The organism is Lysobacter sp. P5_B12, from assembly GCF_056400425.1.
The window spans coordinates 92,657-110,938 of sequence record NZ_JBFULG010000008.1 but is presented as its reverse complement, the minus strand read 5'-3'; the positions used below and the strand labels follow the sequence as shown (position 1 = coordinate 110,938).

15 protein-coding genes are annotated in these 18,282 nt (G+C 67.5%); 9 read left to right on the top strand and 6 right to left on the bottom strand.

Going from position 1 to position 18,282, the window contains the following annotated elements:
* Positions 1–62 precede the first annotated feature (62 nt).
* The 3 genes from AC1DOM_RS13305 to AC1DOM_RS13295 all read left to right on the top strand — a co-directional run bounded on the left by AC1DOM_RS13305 (position 63) and on the right by AC1DOM_RS13295 (position 2,614).
* Positions 63–251, top strand: a complete 189-nt coding sequence (locus tag AC1DOM_RS13305) for a hypothetical protein (RefSeq protein ID WP_498964056.1) — start codon at positions 63–65, stop codon at positions 249–251.
* Positions 252–319: 68 nt separating this feature from the next.
* Positions 320–1,243, top strand: a complete 924-nt coding sequence (locus AC1DOM_RS13300) for a hypothetical protein (protein WP_498964054.1) — start codon at positions 320–322, stop codon at positions 1,241–1,243.
* A gap of 36 nt (positions 1,244–1,279) precedes the next feature.
* Positions 1,280–2,614, top strand: a complete 1,335-nt coding sequence (locus AC1DOM_RS13295; RefSeq protein WP_498964052.1) for a cryptochrome/photolyase family protein — start codon at positions 1,280–1,282, stop codon at positions 2,612–2,614.
* On the opposite strand, the gene ispG is transcribed toward AC1DOM_RS13295, so the two are convergent.
* On the bottom strand, positions 2,611–3,882 hold the full coding sequence (gene ispG, locus AC1DOM_RS13290) for a flavodoxin-dependent (E)-4-hydroxy-3-methylbut-2-enyl-diphosphate synthase (RefSeq protein WP_498964202.1): 1,272 nt from the start codon (positions 3,880–3,882) through the stop codon (positions 2,611–2,613). The two genes, AC1DOM_RS13295 and ispG, sit on opposite strands and share 4 nt — an antisense overlap.
* Before the next feature lie 88 nt (positions 3,883–3,970).
* Here ispG and xseA point away from each other — a divergent pair, with 88 nt between their 5' ends.
* Together xseA and AC1DOM_RS13280 are read left to right on the top strand one after the other, a co-directional pair.
* Positions 3,971–5,317 carry an exodeoxyribonuclease VII large subunit gene (gene xseA, locus AC1DOM_RS13285; RefSeq protein WP_498964050.1) on the top strand — a complete coding sequence of 449 codons (1,347 nt, stop codon included), beginning with the start codon at positions 3,971–3,973 and terminating at the stop codon, positions 5,315–5,317.
* 18 nt (positions 5,318–5,335) lie between these two features.
* Entirely contained in the window at positions 5,336–6,778 is a 1,443-nt protein-coding gene (locus AC1DOM_RS13280) for an aldehyde dehydrogenase family protein (protein WP_498964048.1), read from the top strand.
* Positions 6,779–6,799: 21 nt separating this feature from the next.
* Here AC1DOM_RS13280 and AC1DOM_RS13275 read toward each other — a convergent pair whose 3' ends face one another.
* The 5 genes from AC1DOM_RS13275 to AC1DOM_RS13255 form a co-directional block, all read right to left on the bottom strand.
* On the bottom strand, positions 6,800–7,174 hold the full coding sequence (locus AC1DOM_RS13275; protein ID WP_498964046.1) for a hypothetical protein: 375 nt from the start codon (positions 7,172–7,174) through the stop codon (positions 6,800–6,802).
* A 40-nt stretch (positions 7,175–7,214) separates the two neighbouring features.
* On the bottom strand, positions 7,215–7,685 hold the full coding sequence (locus AC1DOM_RS13270; protein WP_498964044.1) for a hypothetical protein: 471 nt from the start codon (positions 7,683–7,685) through the stop codon (positions 7,215–7,217).
* 120 nt (positions 7,686–7,805) lie between these two features.
* Positions 7,806–8,123: a hypothetical protein gene (locus AC1DOM_RS13265; protein ID WP_498964042.1), complete on the bottom strand. Its 318-nt coding sequence runs from the start codon at positions 8,121–8,123 to the stop codon at positions 7,806–7,808.
* A complete protein-coding gene (locus AC1DOM_RS13260) occupies positions 8,107–11,214 on the bottom strand; it encodes an RHS repeat domain-containing protein (protein ID WP_498964040.1) in 3,108 nt (1,035 codons plus the stop codon). Before AC1DOM_RS13260 ends, AC1DOM_RS13265 begins: the two co-directional genes overlap by 17 nt.
* A gap of 91 nt (positions 11,215–11,305) precedes the next feature.
* Entirely contained in the window at positions 11,306–14,119 is a 2,814-nt protein-coding gene (locus tag AC1DOM_RS13255; RefSeq protein WP_498964038.1) for an EAL domain-containing protein, read from the bottom strand.
* A 293-nt stretch (positions 14,120–14,412) separates the two neighbouring features.
* Between AC1DOM_RS13255 and AC1DOM_RS13250 the strand changes: the two genes are divergently transcribed.
* Genes AC1DOM_RS13250 through AC1DOM_RS13235 form a run of 4 tightly spaced genes read left to right on the top strand, consistent with a single transcriptional unit; the run spans position 14,413 to position 18,282 of the window.
* The gene (locus tag AC1DOM_RS13250; protein ID WP_498964036.1) at positions 14,413–15,003 is read left to right on the top strand and encodes an RNA polymerase sigma factor; all 591 of its coding nucleotides are present in this window, start codon (positions 14,413–14,415) and stop codon (positions 15,001–15,003) included.
* The gene (locus AC1DOM_RS13245; protein ID WP_498964034.1) at positions 15,000–15,923 is read left to right on the top strand and encodes a hypothetical protein; all 924 of its coding nucleotides are present in this window, start codon (positions 15,000–15,002) and stop codon (positions 15,921–15,923) included. The genes AC1DOM_RS13250 and AC1DOM_RS13245 overlap by 4 nt, the downstream gene beginning before the upstream one ends.
* Positions 15,920–16,507 (top strand): IMPACT family protein, encoded by a 588-nt coding sequence (locus tag AC1DOM_RS13240; RefSeq protein WP_498964032.1) that lies wholly within the window; start codon positions 15,920–15,922, stop codon positions 16,505–16,507. The genes AC1DOM_RS13245 and AC1DOM_RS13240 overlap by 4 nt, the downstream gene beginning before the upstream one ends.
* Positions 16,507–18,282 carry an ABC transporter transmembrane domain-containing protein gene (locus AC1DOM_RS13235; RefSeq protein WP_498964030.1) on the top strand — a complete coding sequence of 592 codons (1,776 nt, stop codon included), beginning with the start codon at positions 16,507–16,509 and terminating at the stop codon, positions 18,280–18,282. Before AC1DOM_RS13240 ends, AC1DOM_RS13235 begins: the two co-directional genes overlap by 1 nt.

The window sequence follows — 18,282 nt, the reverse complement described above, 5'->3', positions numbered from 1 at the left end:
TCACCCCGCATTCACCCGCGTAGCTCATCCTTGGCACGCCACGCGACACAGGGGGAAGGCCCATGAACATCAAGACACTCGAGACGGTCCTGGACGAAATGCGCCAGGCCAACCACGCCGACGAACGCACGCTCCGCGACTGGGAAGCGCGCATCGCCGAAGCGATCACCGACGATTTGGTGGCGCGGATCCAGGCCCAGTTCGGCGCCCCCGCGCTGGCCAAGGCCCCCGGCGGGCACGACTGGGAATGACATCGGGCCCGGGCGCGTGACGCGTTCGGGTTCGCCTGGCGGGTGTGCCGGTTGAACCGAAGCGGCGCATGCCAGTATTGGTGCGCATGCCCTCGCACCTGCCCAGCTGCATCGCCGCCCTGTTGGTCTTCGCCTCGCTGCCTGCCGCGGCGCAGGAAGTCATCCGCGAGGACGAGACGCTCGACGGCGACCGGCCCGAAGCCTGGGCCATGCATTACCGCACCGCCTCGACCCTGATGACGGCCTTCGGCCCGTCGCCCGCGCTTGCGCCGTGGCATTGGCAGGCGGCGTTCGAACTGAACGACGTGCCGCACATCCCCGCGCGCAAGAGCGAGATCGGGTTCAACGGACAGAAGAACGAAGATCTCAACAAGTCGCCGGTGTTCGGGCGCGTGCGCGGTTGGATCGGATTGCCGTATGGATTCGTCGCCGAGTTGGCGTGGACGCCGCCGATCGAAATCCAGGGGGCGAAAGCGCGCGAACTGTGGGCCGCCGCGATCGCGCGGCGCGTGGTGGATGCCGACGGCGTGGTCGTGTCCCTGCGCGCGTTCGGCCAACATGGCGCGGTCGTCGGCGACGTCACATGCCCGGAGGAACTGGCGGGCATCCAGGACTACACCATCAACCCCTATGGCTGCGACGCGCCGTCGAGCGACACGCTGCAGTTGAACTACTACGGCCTGGAAACAACGGCCGCATTGATGCAGGGCCCATGGACCTGGCATCTGAGCGGCGGCGTGGTGCGGATGGAAAACGAAGTGCAGGTCGACGCGATCACCTACGGATTCCGCGACTACTCGCGGCTGACGGCGACCGACGATCTCGGCTATGTCGCGCTCGGCCTGGGTCGCACGTTGCCCAAGGGCTGGGGCGCCGCCGTCGAAGTGCTCTACATGCCGCTCACCGTCTTGCGGGAGCCGAACGGCTCGGCCGACAGCGATCCCCTGCTCTCCTTCCGCCTGCAGCTGCGTTACGCCTTCGACGCACGGTGACGCCCCCGTCGACATGCGGCGGCGATACTGCCCCACATGCCCAACGCCCTGGTGTGGTTCCGCGACGATCTCCGCCTCGACGACCAGCCCGCGCTGCAGGCGGCGCTCGCCCAAGGTTTCGCGCCGGTTCCCGTGTATGTGCATGCACCGGAGGAGGAAGGCGATTGGGCGCCGGGTGCGGCTTCCGATGCGTGGCGACGTCGGTCGCTGATCGCACTCGATGCGGACCTGCGTGCGCGCGGATCGCGATTGGTGTGCGTGCGGGGGCCGACGCAAGCGGCCCTTGAGCGCCTGGCGCGCGAGACGCAAGCGGAGGCGGTGTTCTGGACGCGCCGCTACGAACCGGCGATCGAAGCACGCGACACCGTTTTGAAGCGCGCATTGCGTCGCGCGGGCCTGTTCGCCGAAAGCCACAACGGCGCGCTGCTGATCGAGCCCTGGGAGGTCGCGACGAAAGCCGGCGATCCGTACAAGGTGTTCACGCCGTTCTGGAAGGCGGCCGCCGCGAAGATGCGTACGCCGCGGACCTTCGATGCGCCTGCACGATTGCCGGCGGTGGCGATCGAAGGTGAGTCGATCGATGCGCTGCTTCCTGCGCCGACACCCGCGTGGGATCGTTCGTTCTGGACGCACTGGACGCCAGGCGAAGTCGGCGCGCGCGCGGCCCTGGACGCTTTCGTTGCGAAGGTCGCCGACTATCCCGGAGCGCGCGACCTGCCTTCGGTCGACGGCACCTCGTCGCTCTCGCCGCACCTGCATTTCGGCGAGGTGTCGATCCAGCGCGTCTACGCGACGATCGCGCAATGCGACGCATCGAAGGACGCGCGCATCGCGTTCCTGCGGCAATTGTTCTGGCGCGAATTCGCGCATCACCTGCTGCATCATTTCCCGCGCACGACCGATGACAACCTCGATCCGCGCTTCGACGATTTCGATTGGGCGCGCGTCGACGACGCACAATTGGACGCGTGGAAATCCGGCCGCACGGGCATCCCGATCGTCGATGCGGGAATGCGCCAGCTCTGGCAGACCGGCTGGATGCACAACCGTGTGCGCATGCTGGTCGCGAGTCTGTTGACCAAACATCTGCGCGTGCATTGGAATGAAGGCGCGCGCTGGTTCTGGGAGACGCTGGTGGATGCGGACTTGGCGAACAACACGCTCGGCTGGCAATGGGTTGCCGGCACGGGGGCCGATGCGGCGCCCTACTTCCGCATTTTCAATCCGTTGTTGCAGGCCAAGCGCTTCGATCCCGACGGCGCGTATGTGCGCCGGTGGGTGCCGGAAGTTGGTACGAAGGATTACCCGTTGCCGATCGTCGACTTGGCGGCCGCACGTGAAGCCGCGCTCACCGCGTACAAGATGCGTTAGGCGACCGAAGACCGCCCGAATTTGCGCTCGACGTAATCGTCGATCATCGCGACGAATTCCTGCGCGATGTTGTCCCCGCGCAACGTCTTGGCCTTCTCGCCATCGATGAAGACCGGTGCGGAAGGCGCTTCGCCGGTGCCGGGCAGCGAGATGCCGATGTTGGCGTGGCGGGATTCGCCGGGTCCGTTCACCACGCAGCCCATGACCGCGAGCGTGAGGTTCTCGGCGCCCGGGTGGCTGACCTTCCACATCGGCATCTTGTCGCGCACGTGTTCCTGCACGGTCTTCGCCAATTCCTGGAAGAACTCCGAGGTGGTGCGCCCGCAACCGGGGCAGGCGGTGACCATCGGCGTGAATGCGCGCAGCCCGAGCGTTTGCAGCAATTCCTGCGCAACGATGACTTCTTGCGTGCGCGACGCGCCCGGATCGGGCGTGAGCGAGATGCGGATGGTGTCGCCGATGCCTTCCTGCAAGAGCACCGCGAGTGCCGCGCTGCTGGCGACGATGCCCTTGCTGCCGATGCCGGCTTCGGTGAGGCCCAGGTGCAACGCGAAATCGCCGCGCGTGGCGAGTTCGCGATAGACCGCGATCAATTCCTGCACGCCGCTGACTTTCGCGCTGAGCACGATGCGGTCGGCGGGCAGGCCGATTTCGACGGCGCGATGCGCCGAATCCAGTGCCGAGCGGATCAAGGCTTCGCGCAACACGCGCCCGGCATCCCACGGTTCGGCGCGCAGGTGGTTTTCGTCCATCAGTTGCGTGGCGAGCGCCTGGTCGAGCGAGCCCCAGTTCGCGCCGATGCGCACGGGCTTGTCGTTGGCGATCGCGAACTCGATCAACTGCGCGAACTGCAGGTCCTTCTTCTTGCCGAAGCCGACGTTGCCCGGGTTGATGCGGTATTTGGCGAGCGCGCGCGCGCAGGCCGGCTCGCCGGCGAGCAATTGGTGCCCGTTGTAATGGAAGTCGCCGATGATCGGCACGTGCACGCCCATCATCTCGAGCTTCTCGACGATGCGCGGCACGGCGGCGGCGGCTTCGGGCGTGTTGACGGTGACGCGGACCAGTTCGGACCCCGCGCGCCAGAGTTCGGCGACCTGTTTGGTCGTCGACGCGACATCCGCGGTATCGGTGTTGGTCATCGACTGCACGACGACCGGCGCGTTGCCGCCGACCGCGATCCCGCCCACGTGCACCTGCCGGGTCTGCCGGCGCGGCGCGGGGCCGAAGCGCGTGGCGTGGCACGGCAGGTGGTCGTTGGCGGCGGGCATGCGGGTATCGATCGACATGCGCGAATTGTACCGTGCGTGACCGGCGGCCCCGCCTGCGCTACCGTGTCCCGCCGTCTCCCGCCCCCGCATGTCCTCCCGCGACGACGCCCGCCGGATCCTTTCGCCCAGCCAGCTCAACACCCTGGCGCGCGACCTGCTGGAAGGGTCCTTCCCGTCGGTCCTGGTCGAAGGCGAGCTGGGCAACCTCTCGCGCCCCGGGTCGGGGCACCTGTATTTCACCCTGAAGGACGCGCGCGCCCAGGTGCGCTGCGCGCTGTTCAAGCCCAAGAGCCAGTGGCTGAACTTCGTCCCGCGCGAAGGCCTGCGTGTGCTCGCGCGCGGCCGCCTCACGCTGTATGAGGCGCGCGGCGACTACCAGCTGATCCTGGATTCGCTCGAGGAAGCCGGCGAAGGCGCGCTGCGGCGCGCATTCGAAGAACTGAAACAGAAGCTGACCGCCGAAGGTTTGTTCGAAACGCAGCGCAAGCGACCGCTGCCCGCCTTCGTGCGGCGCCTCGCGGTCCTGACCTCACCTTCGGGCGCCGCAGTGCGCGACGTACTCAGCGTGCTCGCGCGGCGCTTCCCGCTGATGCAGGTCGAGGTGCTGCCCGTGCCCGTGCAGGGCGAAACGGCGCCCGCGCAGATCGTCGAGATGTTGCAGCGTGCGTATCGCTCGCAACGCTACGACGCGATCCTGCTCGCGCGCGGCGGCGGTTCGCTCGAAGACCTGTGGGCCTTCAACGACGAACGCCTCGTGCGCGCGATCGCGCAATCCCCCGTGCCGGTGGTGTCCGCGATCGGGCACGAGACCGACTTCAGCCTCAGCGATTTCGTCGCCGACCTGCGCGCGCCGACGCCCTCGGTCGCCGCCGAGCTCCTCGCGCCGAGCGGCCACGATCTCGCATTGCGACTGCAGGGCTTGCAGCGCCGCGCGACGCGCTTGCTGTCGCATCGGATGCATCGCGACGCCCAACGCGCGGATCGTGCGGCCTTGCGCTTGCACGCGTTGCGGCCGCGCGCGCGGCTGGATCTGTTGCTTCGGCGCCAGATCGAAGCGCAACGACGCCTCGACCATGCATTCCGCAAGCAGCTGGAACGCTTGCATTCCCGCATGCGCCACGCCGACGCGGTGTTGCGCACGATGGCGCCCAAGCGGCGCATCGCCCTGCTCCATCAACGCCTGGAAGCGCTGCGCCCCCGTCCGCTCGCCGCGGTGACGCGCCGCCTGCGCCACGACCAGGTGCATCTGCGCGGCCTGGCGCGTTCGTTGGAAGCCGTCAGTCCGCTGGCCACCGTGGCGCGCGGCTACGCGATCCTCCAGCGCGACGACGGCCACGTCATCCGCAGCGTGCAGGATGTGCAAGCCGGGCAACGCCTCCGGGCGCGGCTGGGCGACGGCACGTTGCCGTTGCGGGTGATCGACCCGGAAGACTGAGCCATCAAGGAGACCGCCATGGCGAAGCAAGGTTTGTCGAAGAGCTACCCCTGCTATCTCGCCAATGCGCCGATCCCGGGCGCGTCGGAACTCGACGTCCTCGACAAGTTCACCGGCAAGCGTGCCACGCGCGTGGGATTCGCCGATGCCGCGCTGGTGCGCAAGGCGATCGTGGCGGCGCACAAGGCGCGCGGTGCGATGGCGGCCTTCGCGCCCGACCAACGCCGCGACGTGCTCGAACACTGCGTGCGGCGATTCACGCAACGCCAGGAAGAACTCGCGCTCGCGCTGTGCATCGAAGCCGGCAAGCCGATCAAGGATGCGCGCGGCGAAGTCACGCGCCTGATCGACACCTTCCGCATCGCCGCCGGGGAAGCCACGCGCATCGACGGCGAAGTCCTCGAACTGCAGATCTCGCCGCGCACGCGCGGTTATCGCGGCATGGTCAAGCGCGTCCCGATCGGCGCCTGCGCCTTCATCACGCCGTTCAATTTCCCGCTCAACCTCGTCGCGCACAAAGTGGCGCCCGCGCTGGCGGCCGGGTGCCCGTTCGTGTTGAAACCGGCTGCGAAAACGCCCGTCGGCGCGTTGATCATCGGCGAAGTCCTCGCCGAAACCGACCTCCCGCGCGGCGCGTTCTCCATCCTGCCCTGCTCCAACGCAGACGCGTCCCTGCTGGTGGAAGACGAGCGCCTCGCGTTGCTGAGTTTCACCGGCGGCCTGGTCGGCTGGGACCTCAAGGCGCGCGCGGGCCGCAAGAAAGTGACCCTCGAACTGGGCGGCAACGCGGCGTGCATCGTCGACGAAGACCCCGGGCAATCGCTCGACGCCGTCGTCGAACGCATGGTCTTCGGCGCGTACTACCAATCCGGCCAGAGCTGCATCAGCGTGCAGCGGATCTTCGTGCACCGCGCGCAATACGCGAAGTTCAGGAAGAAGATGGCCGATGCCGTCGCCAGACTGCGCATGGGCGATCCGAAAGACGAACGCGTCTTCATCGGCCCGATGGTCGACGAAGCCGCGGCAAAACGCGTGGACGCGTGGATGGACGCAGCGATCGCGGGCGGCGCGAAGGTGCTCGTGCGCGGGAAGCGGAAAGGCAACCTGGTGCCTGCGGCGCTCTTCGAAAAAGTGCCGCACGACAGCGACCTGTACCGGCAGGAAGCCTTCGGCCCGGTTGCGCTGATCGAAGCCTTCGATGATTTCGACGAGGCGATCGACTTGGTCAACGAGAGCGACTTCGGCTTGCAGGCCGGTGTGTTCACCGGATCGATCGCGCACGCGATGCAAGCGTGGGACGGCATCGAAGCCGGCGGCGTGATCGTGGGCGACGTGCCCAGCTTCCGCGTGGACAACATGCCGTATGGCGGCGTGAAGCACTCCGGGCTGGGGCGGGAAGGCGTGCGGAGCGCGATCAGGGATATGACGGAGGAGCGGTTGTTGGTGGTGCGGGATGTTTGAGGGCCTGGTCCAGTGCGGACTTCATTCGGAAGGCTCCGCGACGTAAGTCCTGTTCCCGTCCAGTTGAACGATCCAAGGTTCCAGGGGCGAGGAAGAGAAGATTTCGAAGACGTGGCCTGAATCCAGCACCAGCACAGGATCCAGTTGCGAATACTTTCCCTGGAAGTCGCATCCGATGATCGCGTTTCCGCTCAAAAGCGGCTCAAGTTGGGCGGGGTCTGGCTTGTCTCCCCACGCGATCATCTTCCCGTCGAGGAGAATTCGCCAAGGAGCCATCAATGCGATGCTCCAATCCATGCCGATCAACACAAGAATGGGATCGTTGCATTGGATCGATTCGATCTTCAACGGCAAGTGTTCTGTCAATGCAGTCAAAGCCCGGGTCGCGATTTTCATGGATCTTGCTCCATGCGAGTTCCTGCTCTTACAAATTGCTTCACGGCCGCGAACGCCTGGGCTCACGCCTGATGACGACTTCACCGGTATCAGCCAGCCCCACGTAGCGTTCGTGAAAATCGTAGGGCGCCGACGAACCTGAGTAGACGGTCCAAATGTCCTCCATGTCGTAGCCGGCCGAGTAGGCTCGGATTGACTGATCTCCAACGGTAATCGAGAGCTCGCCCCGATCATCCACGTGCACGCTCGATACGGTTTGCCCGAACAGCAACGAAAGAAGGCCAACTGCCTGCGCGCGCGCGGCAGCGGGGTCCGCCGTCGCGTCGTCGACACGATGTATGCCGACCTGCATGCCACCGTTGATGCTCAACCAAACCTGGTCCAGGGCGCCGTCGTCCGGATTCGTTTTCATGAACGCTATCTGGAGAACAACAGAATAAATGCGCATCGAGTCGAAGCTTGCGCCCAACAGAATGTCCACAAGCTCGTTGGTGGCATGCTCGTCAGTCATGTTCGATCTCGATGTGGCTGTGCTGATTCTGCTGAAGCGGCTCCTGCGAGCTTGCTTTTCGTCCATCTCGTTGCTCTCGGAGCTTCCGCCAGTTAGTGAACTTCGCAAGCGGCCTTGTCACTAGCCCTTGAAACTGTGGAACACCCCGAACTCGATTGGGTTCTGCGCGCTCAGCATTGATACCTTTTCCCGCAGTCTATCGTCAGCATTGACCCATAGCTCCACTGCCGGAATCAGCTCTCTCTCCGCCAATTCAAGCATGTCGAGTTCCAGTGCAGAAAACGCGGCCTTTGCATTCGCGATGAACTCTTTCTCTGAATTTGCAACGCCTACGACGCCAACGTAAGCACCGTCCGCGCCTTCCAGCAAATGGTTACCCGGCATCGGAATGACCTCTGCCACTCCCGCCCAGTATTGATGCTCAACGGTCGTACTCATGGTGAACTCGACTGGTTTTTCCTGATTGAGTGGTCCCGTGATAGTGATCTTTTCCGACCTTTGGGCTCATGTGATTGTCCGTGCTTCCGCCCCTGCCGACTTCGCGGCGTGCAGCCTCCTTTGCCTCGCCCCGTTTTCCGCCATGGTCAACCACGTGAATCTTTGGCTTTCCAGAGGGACCTAGCTGACTCTCAGGAATGCCTTTTGCAACATTCTCGGCATGATTGGCAGAAGCAGCATCGCTGCCGGCAGCGATCGCCTTTTCTGCAGGCCTCGTAACATCAGCCGCGCGGGAGCCCGCCCTGACGGCAGCCCCCAAACCTGTCGCGAATGGTACTGCGGCACCAACAACGTCTGCGCCGAGCGCCGCCGCATTCGTCCAGCTCGGCTCAGTTGCCAGCTTGTAACCGCTGTAGGCGATGAAGCCCACATCAACGACCAGGTCAATTGCGCGGCCGTCCGGATCCCGGAACTTGTACGGGCTGTTGGCGGCGTAGCAGTAGCGGCAGAAGTTCCAGCCGGTCTTTCGGTCAACCACCACCGGATCGATACTCAGAAACCGCCCGATCTCCGCGTCGTAATACCGCTGCTGCATGTACAGCATCCCGGTCGCGGCATCGCTGACGTGGCCGGTGTAGGCCGGCCCATTGGAAACGGGCCGGTTGAGCAGCAAGCCATAAGGTTCGTACTCGCTGCGCTCCACGACCACGCGATTGCCGTCGGTCACCGCGACCGGGCTGCCGAGTGCGTCGGTGTGCTGGAAACGAACAATCGACGCGCCGGTCGCGGGCGTCGTTTCGCGGGTCGCGATCAAGCGCCCTGCAAGGTGGACGTGGCGCGCATGGATTCCGCGGCGCGCGTCTTCCTGGTAGCGCAGCACGCCGTCGCGGTCGTAGAAGGAAAGGATGTTGCCGGCGGTGGGGCTCCACGCCAGCAGGCGCCGGCCGTGGCCGTCGTAGCGGTAGTGTTCCTGCCCCGTCGCTTCGCGCAGGCGGTTGCCGAAGTCGAACCGATAGGCCTGGCCGTTGCGGTTTTCGAGGTTGCCTTGCGCGTCGTAGCCCAGGCCCACGACGCTCTCGCCTGTGCAGCTGGCGACCTTGATGTTGGTCAGGCGCCATTTCGCGTCGTAGCAGTAGTGGTGGTCGCGGGCGTGTGCGCCGCCGATGGCGACGTGGGTGAGGTTGTCGAGCGCGTCGTAGGTGTAGCGCGCGCTGCCGAACACCGGCGACTGCGTGGCGACGAGGCGGTCCAGGCCGTCGTATTCCATCGTGCGATCGCCGCGGGCGTCCGGCCTGGCGTCGCTGATCGCGGCGAGGTTGCCCGCGGCGTCGAAGTCGTAGCTCTCGTCGAGCACGAGCGTGCCGCCGTGGTGGTCGCGCGCGCGTTCCGGCAGCTTGCGCGCGCCCTGCGACACCGAATGCACGATGCCGTTGCCGTAGGTGAAGCTCCTCAGCGCACCGTTGGTGTGGAAGCGGACGTCCGTCGCGTAGGTGTGCGCACCGACGGCCTGCCGCGGCTGCCCCAGTGCGTTGGGCTGGTAGGTGATGGTCTCCTTCGGATAGATGTGCGCCGCGACGTTCCCGAGCGCGTCGTACTGCGTCGCGAAGGTCCAGTCGTGCCAGCCCGGTTGCGCGAGCGTTTCGGCCGCCGGCAAGCCCCGCGCGTTGTAGGCATACGTGTTGACGGCGAGCGTCGTGCCGTTGCGGGTTTCGATGCGCGCAGGCTGGCCATCGGGTGTGTAACTCCACGCTTGGTCGCCCGATCCGTCCGGAAACGCGAGTGCGGTGAGCCGGTTGCGCGCATCCCACGTGTGATGCACGGCGCGGGCATCGAACGCCGCCGCATCCACCGCGCAGGACGTGGTATCCGACCACAGCAGGCCCGTGGCTTCGCGCACGAGGTTGCCGGCGGCGTCGTATTGCATCGACGTGGTGCCGGTCTCGAGCTCGACACGCTTGCACAGCCGTTGCTGCGCGTCGTACACGTAGTAACGCCCGTTCCACGCGTTGGGCGTACCACCGCTGCGCGAAAGCGTGGTCGGCTTGCCGAAGACATCGCGCGCGAAGTCGGTCCGCGCGCCTTCGGGATGCAGCAGCACCTTCGGGAGGTCGTGCGACGGCGTGTCCCACGCCAGGTAACCCGTGCGCGTGGCGTGCCCGCGCGGATCGGTCGTCAGCGTGATGAAACCCGTCAGATACGAATGGCGCGTGGCGAGGACGCCGAGCTCGCTGTCCTGCTCCACGCGCGTGGCGCGACCGAGGGCGTCGTAGGTGGTGCGCGACCCCAGCGTGACGTCGTCCACGCTGTGCAAGGCATGCACCGGGTAGGAGACGAAGGTTTCGCGCCCCTGCGCATCGAAACGCCGCACGGTCCGCCGCGCCGTGTTGCCGATGTCGGTCGTGTCGTGGAGATCCACGAGCACCGGCCGCCAGAGCGCATCGAAGTAGGTGATCTCGCGGCGTTCGCCGGTCTGTACCGTGCGGCGCCAATGCCCCGCGGGGAGACCCATCTGCGCGTGCGTCGACTGCACGAACGACGCCACCGTCGGCTGCCACGTACTCGCATCGCACGCGCCGGGCTGCGCTTCCGACGTGAACGTGGTCCCCGCCCAACGCCCCATCGCATCCCAGTCATGGCAGGTCTTCCCGCCTGTTTCGTCGATGGTCCAGGCGATCGTGCCGTCGGGGTTGACGCCGGCGCGCACCTGCGTGCCGTCGGGAAACTCGACGCGCCGCGGCGTCCCGCGATACCAGTCGAGGTAATGCACCGTCGTATCGAACGTGGCGCTGTCGCGCGCGTCGGAGACGCTGGCGAGCGTGCCGTCGGCGTGGTGCGCCAGCGTCTGCTGCAACGCGCCGAACGCGTACTGGCGCACGGGGAGCGCGGTCGTCCCGTCGTAGTCGGTGCGTTCGGTCTCGACCCACGCGTTCGCCGCCGGATCGAAGGTCTTCGACGAGGCCACCTGCCCCAACACCCAGGCATCGAGGTCGTCGGCGTACGTCGTCGTTTCGTGCCGCGCAGTCTGTGCCTGCGCGCCGAATGCGAACGCGCCCGCAAGTAGCGCAACCCGCGCCCATCCCCGTGCCGTCATCGTCCTTGCGCCTTGCGTGCGCGCAACCGCGCGAAGGCCTTACCTTCGCGAGTCAGCGCGCAGGGCGACTAGCAGACGATTCCCGAATCGATCAGGCGGAACGCGCCGCCGGCCGTGCGAACAAATACCCCTGCCCGCTTTCGCACCCCAGGCCGATCAACGCATCGCGTTGCGCTTCGGTCTCGATGCCTTCGGCGATCGTGTCGATGTTGAGCGTGCCGGCCAGCGCGAGGATCGCGCGGATCACCGCCAGGCTTTCGGGCTGCGCCGTCGACAGGCCGGCAATGAAGCTGCGATCGATCTTCAGGCATTCGATCGGGAAGTGGTGCAGGTAGGACAGCGCCGAGAAACCGGTGCCGAAGTCGTCGAGCAAGGCGAGCACGCCATGGCGACGCAGGTCGCTCAGCGTGCGCAAGGCGCGCGGGGCGTCGTCGAACAGCGCGACCTCGGTGATCTCGATGCGCAGGCGCGCCGGATCGACATTCGATCCTTCGAGCAGGCCCAACAGGCGTTCGGCGAAGTCCGCCGAACGGAAGTGCCGCGGCGAAACGTTGACGGACACATAGCCATCGTTGTTCCAGGTGGCCATGTCCTGGATCACGCGCGCGTACAGCAGCCAGTCGACCTGTTCGATCAGCCCGCTGTCCTCGCCCACGCCGATGAACTCGGCCGGCGACAAAACTCCGCGCTTCTCGTGGCGCCAGCGCAACAACGCTTCGTGGCCGAGTACGGTGCCATCGGCGATGCGCACGATCGGCTGGTAATGCGGCTCGAAACCGTCGGCGTTGATCGCGCGGCGCAGGTCGGCTTCCAGGTCGAGGATGCGCGTGGCTTCGTCGCGCATCGCTTCGTCGAACACCGCGCTGCGATCGCGCCCCGCGCTCTTGGCGCGGTACATCGCCGCGTCGGCGTCGCGCAGCATGTCTTCGCCGCTGCGATAGCGCGGGATCCATTGCGCGATGCCGATCGAAGCGGTCGGGAACAACTCGCGCCCGGCGATCCACACCGGCGCGCCGAGCGCACCGAGCACGCGCCCGGCGAGTTCCTCGGCCATTTCCTGGCCGTCGATCTGTTCGACCAGGATCGCGAATTCATCGCCGCCCAGGCGCGCGACGGTATCGCCCGCGCGCACGGCCGCAACGATGCGGCGTCCGGCTTCGATCAGCAATTCGTCGCCGACCGCGTGGCCGACCGAATCGTTGACCAGCTTGAAACGGTCGAGGTCGAGGAAGAGCACCGCGAACGTGCGTCCTTCATCGGCCCCGCTGCGCGCGCGCTGGATCGCATGACCGAGGCGTTCGAGCAACTGCGCGCGATTGGGCAGGCCGGTGAGCGTGTCGTGTTGCGCCTGGTGCGTCAGCCGCCGCTCGGCGTGCATGCGTTCGCCGATCTGCGCCATGAGCTCGGCGTTCGCCGCGGCCAGTTCGCGGGTGCGTTCTTCCACGCGCCCTTCGAGTTCTGCGTGCGCCGCCTTGAGGTTTTCCTGCGCCTGCTTGCGTTGCAGGCCGGCGCCGATGTGGTGCGCGACGAAGGTCAGCAACTCCTGGTCGCGCGGGGTGAACGCCACCGCGGGCGAATAGCTCTGCACGGCGATGACGCCGACCACCGATTCGTCGCGGAACAGCGGCACGCCCAGCCAGTTGTGCGACAGCGTACCCATCGTCTTGACCTTGCCTTCGCGATCGAGCGCTTCGATCGCGTTGCGGTCGGCGAGCACGGGGCGGCCGGTGCGGATGACGTATTCGGTCATGCCCATGCCGAACTTGCGGCGCGGGCGATTGGGGTCGCGTTCGTCGATGGAGTACGGGAATTCCAGCTCGTCGCCCTCGCCGGCCAGCAAGGCGATGTAGAAGTTGCGTGCGTAGAGCAACTCGCCGACGACATCGTGCACTTCGGCGTAGAAGCGCTCCAGGGTTTCGGAGGTGATCGACAACTCGGCGATGCGGAACAGCGCGCGTTGCAGGCGCTCGGCGCGCTGGCGCTCGACGATCTCGGCCTGCAATACGCGGTTGGCTTCCTGCAGCGCGTGCGTGCGTTCTTCGACGCGGCGTTCGAGTTCGCTGCGCGCCTGGCGGCGATCGAGCGCGGTGAGGATGTGCTGCGCGACATAGCTGAGCAGCGCGCGGTCTTCGTCGCTGTAGCTGGCGCGGTGTTCGTAGGACTGCACGACGATCGCGCCGCACACGGTGCCTTCGCGGCGCATCGGCACGCCGAGCCAGTCTTCCGAATCGGGGCCGTGCACGGGATCGGGCGGAATCTGCAGCTTCGCGCGCAGTGCGGCCGACGGGCCGAGCAAGGGTTCGCCGTGGCGAAGCAGTGCCATCGTGAGGCTGGTGGGCACTTCCGCGACCGGGATCTCGTGCGAGGGATCGGCGATGTAGGGGTCGTGGCGGTCGGCGAAATACAGGAAACGCAGCGACTGCCGAACTTCGTCGTACAGCACGATGAAGCAGTTCTCCGCGTACATCAGCGAGCCCACGACCGCGTGGATGCGGCGGAGCATCTCGTGCATCTCGAGGCTCGACCCGGCGAGATCCGCGATTTCGTACAGGGCCTGCTGGAGGCGCTCGCTCTTTTCGAGCGTGGCGATGCGGTTGCGGGCTTGCCAGGCTTCCAGCGAAGCGGCGACCGTGCGACGCGCCATCGCCTGCCAGGCATCGCGCAACGGCGTCACGACGCCCGAGGCGCTCTGCGCGGCGAGCACGATCTGCGTGCCGTGCTCGGTGGTCCAGTGATCCAGGATTTCGGCGTCGCGTGCACGGCCCTTGGTGCCGAGCATCGAAAGGGCGCGCGCGACCAGCGCCGCCGGTGCCGCGTCGTCCGCCGAGTAGGCGTCGCCGCCGGCATCGCGCCAGCACACCACGATTCGGGTATCCGCCGGCAGCAGTTCGCGAACCGCGCGCACCAGCGCCGGCCCTGCGGACGATGCCGCGACCCCTGTCGCTCCAGCCAACTCCGGGCTGCGCACGTTTACGTCGTCCCCCCAGACATGGGACCGAGCATACAGGCTTCGTGCCACAGGCAACGGCCGGTCCGCAAGAGGGTGTTGAGAGGCTCCATGAACCCGATGAACGGAAATCGGCGCCGCCTCCGGAACCCCGCGCGGCCGCCCCGCCCGTTCCATTCCCCGTGACCGCCGCCGCCCTCGCCCCCGACGGCCGCTTCCCCGCCCCCTCGCCAGCCCGTACGCTGCGCGCCATGGACGATGGGGTGCAGGCCAGCGACGAGAAGCTGATGCTCGATTGGGTATCGGGCGACGGCGCTGCGTTCGAGCAGTTGTACGGCCGGCACCGCACCCGCCTGTACCGGTATTTCCTCCGCCACTTGCGCGATACCGCCCTGGCGGACGAATTTTTCCAGGACGTGTGGCAGAAGGTGATCGCCGCGCGGGCCGGATGGAAGCCCGACGCCCCCTTCGGCACGTGGCTGTATCGCATCGCGCACAACCGCCTGGGCGATCATTGGCGGGCCGCGAAGTACCGCCCGCCGGCGCCCGAAGACGGCGACGAGCGCGCCGCGCGCATTCCCGATCCCGACACGCCGGAACGGCAGTTGTCGGAATTCGAACAACGCCGGCGCCTGCAGCTCGCACTCGATGCGCTGCCGCCGGAACAACGCGAGGTGGTGCTGCTCCGCCTCGAACAGGAACTGACCCTGGAGGAAATCGGCACGATCACGGGTGTGGGGCGCGAAACGGTCAAGTCGCGGTTGCGTTACGCGATGGACAAGTTGCGCACCCACCTGGCCGGCGAAACGCCGGGAGCGGATCGGGAAGCGGAAGCCTCATGAATGCTCGCGACGACAATGGATTGACCCCGGAAGAGCGCGCGCTCGCGCAGCGCCTGGCGAAGGTCGGGCCGCAGGGCGAGCCCTCGCCGTCGCTGGATGCGCGCATCCTCGCGATGGCGCATGCCGCCGCGTCGGAGGTCTCCGCCGATGCGGCGACCGCGCGCGCCACGCCGATCCGCAGGCGCAAGCCGCAGACCTGGGTGACGACGCTCGGCTTCGCCGCCTCGCTCGCGATCGCGTGCGGCATCGCCTGGAATTTGCGCGAAATGCCCGATACCCCGGCGCCCGCGCCCGTGGTGCAGGCGCCCGCCGACGAAGCGGTCGAATATCGCCCGCCACCGCCGCCGTCGATGTCGGCGCGCGTGGTGCCGCGCCGTCCGTTGAACGTGCCCGCGCCGCCACCGGAGGAATCGGTCGCGACGCAACCGCAATCGGCATCGCGCGCACCGGCACGCGCGAAGGTCGAGCCCAAACCGCAGGCCTTCGCGTACAAGCCCGCGATCGTGCTCGACGAGGCGGTGCATCCCGCGCCGGCCGCGCCGGCGCCGCGGCAGGTCACGACGGTCGACAGCACGACGGTGATGAGCGCCGAACAGCTCGCGCGCCAGTCGGAAGTGCGCGGCAACGCGGCGCCCGCCGCTGCCGCGGCCGCACCGGCACCGGTCGCTGCGCAACGCGAGGCCGCGGACGTCGCCGCGAAGGCCGCCCGCGCCGAAGAACCCGTGTTCGACGAATCCGACGACGCCGACGTGCCGCCCGCGACCGCCAACGACCCCGCCGTGCGCGACGCATGGCTGCTGCGCATCCGCGAACTCGTGCACGCCGGCCAACTCGACCAGGCGCGCGAGAGCCTGCAGGCCTTCCGCGCGCGCTATCCGGGCCAGCCCTTGCCCGAGGACCTGCGCGCGCTCGGTCAATGAGCGACACGCTCGCCGCGCCCGCCTCGCACGCCATCGAGGTCAAGCACAGCCGCTTCCTCGCGCAGGCAGCGCCCGTGCAAACGTCCGCACAAGCGCTAGCCTTCCTCGAGGAGATCGCGCGCACGCCCGCCACGCACCACTGCTGGGCCTGGCGCATCGGCGGCGATTACCGCTCCAGCGACGACGGCGAACCTGCGGGCACGGCGGGGCGGCCGATCCTCGCGGCGATCGACGGCCAGGGCTTCGATCGCGTCATGGTGGTGGTCACGCGCTGGTACGGCGGGGTGAAGCTCGGCGCCGGCGGCCTCGTGCGCGCCTATGGCGGCGCCGCGGCCGAATGCCTGCGCGCCGCACCGCGGCAGGCGCTGGTGGACTGGCGCGAGTTCGACATCCTTGCCGGCTTCGACGACACCGGGCCCGTGCACGCCGCGCTTGCGGCGCACGGGGCGCAGCGACTGTCCGAAGCCTTCGATGCGGACGGCTTGCGCCTGCGGGTGCGCCTGCCCGCCGACCGCGTGGACGCGCTGGCGGCCCAATTGCGCGACGCCACGCGCAATCGCGCGCGCATCGGGGACAATGGCTGATGGCCGACGCTTCCGCAGACATCGAGAAAACCGCGCAGTCCAAGGGCAAGGTTGTCAGCCTGCGCGGCCTGTGGCCCTTCGTGCATCGCCAGCGCGGCTTGTTCGCGGCGTGGTTGCTGGCGCTGTGCGCCTCCTCCGCCGCGACGCTCGCCCTGCCTGTCGCAGTACGCGGCATGATCGACGACGGCTTCCACAGCGCGAGCAACATCGATGCGACCTTCGCGCTGCTCTTCGGCGTGACGGCCGCGCTCGCGCTGGCGACGGCGGCGCGCTTCTACTTCGTTTCGCTGCTGGGCGAACGCGTGGTGGCCGATCTGCGGCAGCGCCTGTACAGCCACCTGCTCGGCCTGGACCCGGCGTTCTTCGAAGCCACGCGCAGCGGCGAACTCGTCTCGCGCCTGTCGGCCGACACCGAACTGCTGCGCAGCCTGGTGGGCTCCAGCATCTCGGTCGCCTTGCGCAGCTTGATCATGGTGCTGGGCAGCATCGCGATGATGTTCGTCACCAGCCCGCGGCTTGCGACCTACACCATGGTCGGCATTCCCCTGTTCGTCGCGCCCATCGTGATCGGCAGCCGGCGCCTGCAGAAGATGTCGCGGCAAAGCCAGGATCGCGTGGCCGACGCCAACGCACTCGCCAACGAAGTCCTCGGCAACGTGCGCACGGTGCAATCGCACGCGCGCGAACCCTACGAGCGCGGCCGTTTCGTCGATGCCGTTGCGCGCGCCGTGGCCACCGCGCGCCGCCGCATCGGCATGCAGGCGATCGTCACCGCGGTCGCGATCACCGCGTTCTTCGGCGCGATCATCATCGTGCTGTGGTCGGGCGCGCACGACGTCGTGGCCGGGCGCATGAGCGCGGGCACGCTGGGACAGTTCGTGTTGTACGCGATGCTCGGCGGCGGCTCGGTCGGCGCGCTGGCCGAAGTCTGGAACGACGTGCAGCGTGCGGCCGGCGGCATGGGCCGCATCAACGACCTGTTGATGGAACGCGCGCTGCTGGTCGCGCCGGCGGATCCGACGCCCTTGCCGCTGCCCTTGCGCGGCGACATCCGTCTCGACGACGTCGTGTTCCACTATCCCTCGCGCGCGGATGCACCGGCGCTGGAAGGCTTCTCGCTGCACGTGCGCCCCGGCGAAACGGTGGCGCTGGTCGGGCCTTCGGGCGCGGGCAAGAGCACGGTGTTCGCCCTGCTGCTGCGCTTCCACGATCCGCAGCGCGGCGGCATCGCGATCGACGACATCGACCTGCGCAAGCTCGACCCCGCGCGCCTGCGCGAATCGATCGCGCTGGTCCCGCAGGCGCCGACCATCTTCGCCACGACGGCCGCCGACAATATTCGCTATGGCCGGCTGGAAGCCACCGACGCCGAAGTCGAGCAAGCCGCGCGCTCGGCCGAAGCGCACGAGTTCATCGCCGCCCTGCCCCAGGGCTACGAGAGCGAACTCGGCGAGCGCGGCGCGCGCCTGTCGGGCGGGCAGCAGCAACGCATCGCCATCGCGCGCGCCCTGTTGAAGGACGCGCCGGTGTTGCTGCTCGACGAAGCGACCTCAGCGCTCGACGCGCAGAGCGAGCGCGCCGTGCAACATGCGCTGGAAAACCTCATGCAGGGCCGCACGACGCTGGTGATCGCGCATCGCCTGGCCACCGTGCTGAAGGCCGACCGCATCATCGTGATGGACCGCGGCCGCATCGTGGCCGAAGGCACGCACACCGAACTGCTTGCGCAGGGTGGGCTCTACGCCGACCTTGCCCGGCTGCAATTCCTGGATTGA

What these genes read in the sequence shown, in the direction of transcription:
- AC1DOM_RS13305 (WP_498964056.1), top strand. Translation starts at nt 63, where the DNA reads ATGAACATCAAGACACTCGAGACGGTCCTGGACGAAATGCGCCAGGCC.
- AC1DOM_RS13300 (WP_498964054.1), top strand. Translation starts at nt 320, where the DNA reads ATGCCAGTATTGGTGCGCATGCCCTCGCACCTGCCCAGCTGCATCGCC.
- AC1DOM_RS13295 (WP_498964052.1), top strand. Translation starts at nt 1,280, where the DNA reads ATGCCCAACGCCCTGGTGTGGTTCCGCGACGATCTCCGCCTCGACGAC.
- ispG (WP_498964202.1), bottom strand. Translation starts at nt 3,882, where the DNA reads ATGCCCGCCGCCAACGACCACCTGCCGTGCCACGCCACGCGCTTCGGC.
- xseA (WP_498964050.1), top strand. Translation starts at nt 3,971, where the DNA reads ATGTCCTCCCGCGACGACGCCCGCCGGATCCTTTCGCCCAGCCAGCTC.
- AC1DOM_RS13280 (WP_498964048.1), top strand. Translation starts at nt 5,336, where the DNA reads ATGGCGAAGCAAGGTTTGTCGAAGAGCTACCCCTGCTATCTCGCCAAT.
- AC1DOM_RS13275 (WP_498964046.1), bottom strand. Translation starts at nt 7,174, where the DNA reads ATGAAAATCGCGACCCGGGCTTTGACTGCATTGACAGAACACTTGCCG.
- AC1DOM_RS13270 (WP_498964044.1), bottom strand. Translation starts at nt 7,685, where the DNA reads ATGACTGACGAGCATGCCACCAACGAGCTTGTGGACATTCTGTTGGGC.
- AC1DOM_RS13265 (WP_498964042.1), bottom strand. Translation starts at nt 8,123, where the DNA reads ATGAGTACGACCGTTGAGCATCAATACTGGGCGGGAGTGGCAGAGGTC.
- AC1DOM_RS13260 (WP_498964040.1), bottom strand. Translation starts at nt 11,214, where the DNA reads ATGACGGCACGGGGATGGGCGCGGGTTGCGCTACTTGCGGGCGCGTTC.
- AC1DOM_RS13250 (WP_498964036.1), top strand. Translation starts at nt 14,413, where the DNA reads ATGGACGATGGGGTGCAGGCCAGCGACGAGAAGCTGATGCTCGATTGG.
- AC1DOM_RS13245 (WP_498964034.1), top strand. Translation starts at nt 15,000, where the DNA reads ATGAATGCTCGCGACGACAATGGATTGACCCCGGAAGAGCGCGCGCTC.
- AC1DOM_RS13240 (WP_498964032.1), top strand. Translation starts at nt 15,920, where the DNA reads ATGAGCGACACGCTCGCCGCGCCCGCCTCGCACGCCATCGAGGTCAAG.
- AC1DOM_RS13235 (WP_498964030.1), top strand. Translation starts at nt 16,507, where the DNA reads ATGGCCGACGCTTCCGCAGACATCGAGAAAACCGCGCAGTCCAAGGGC.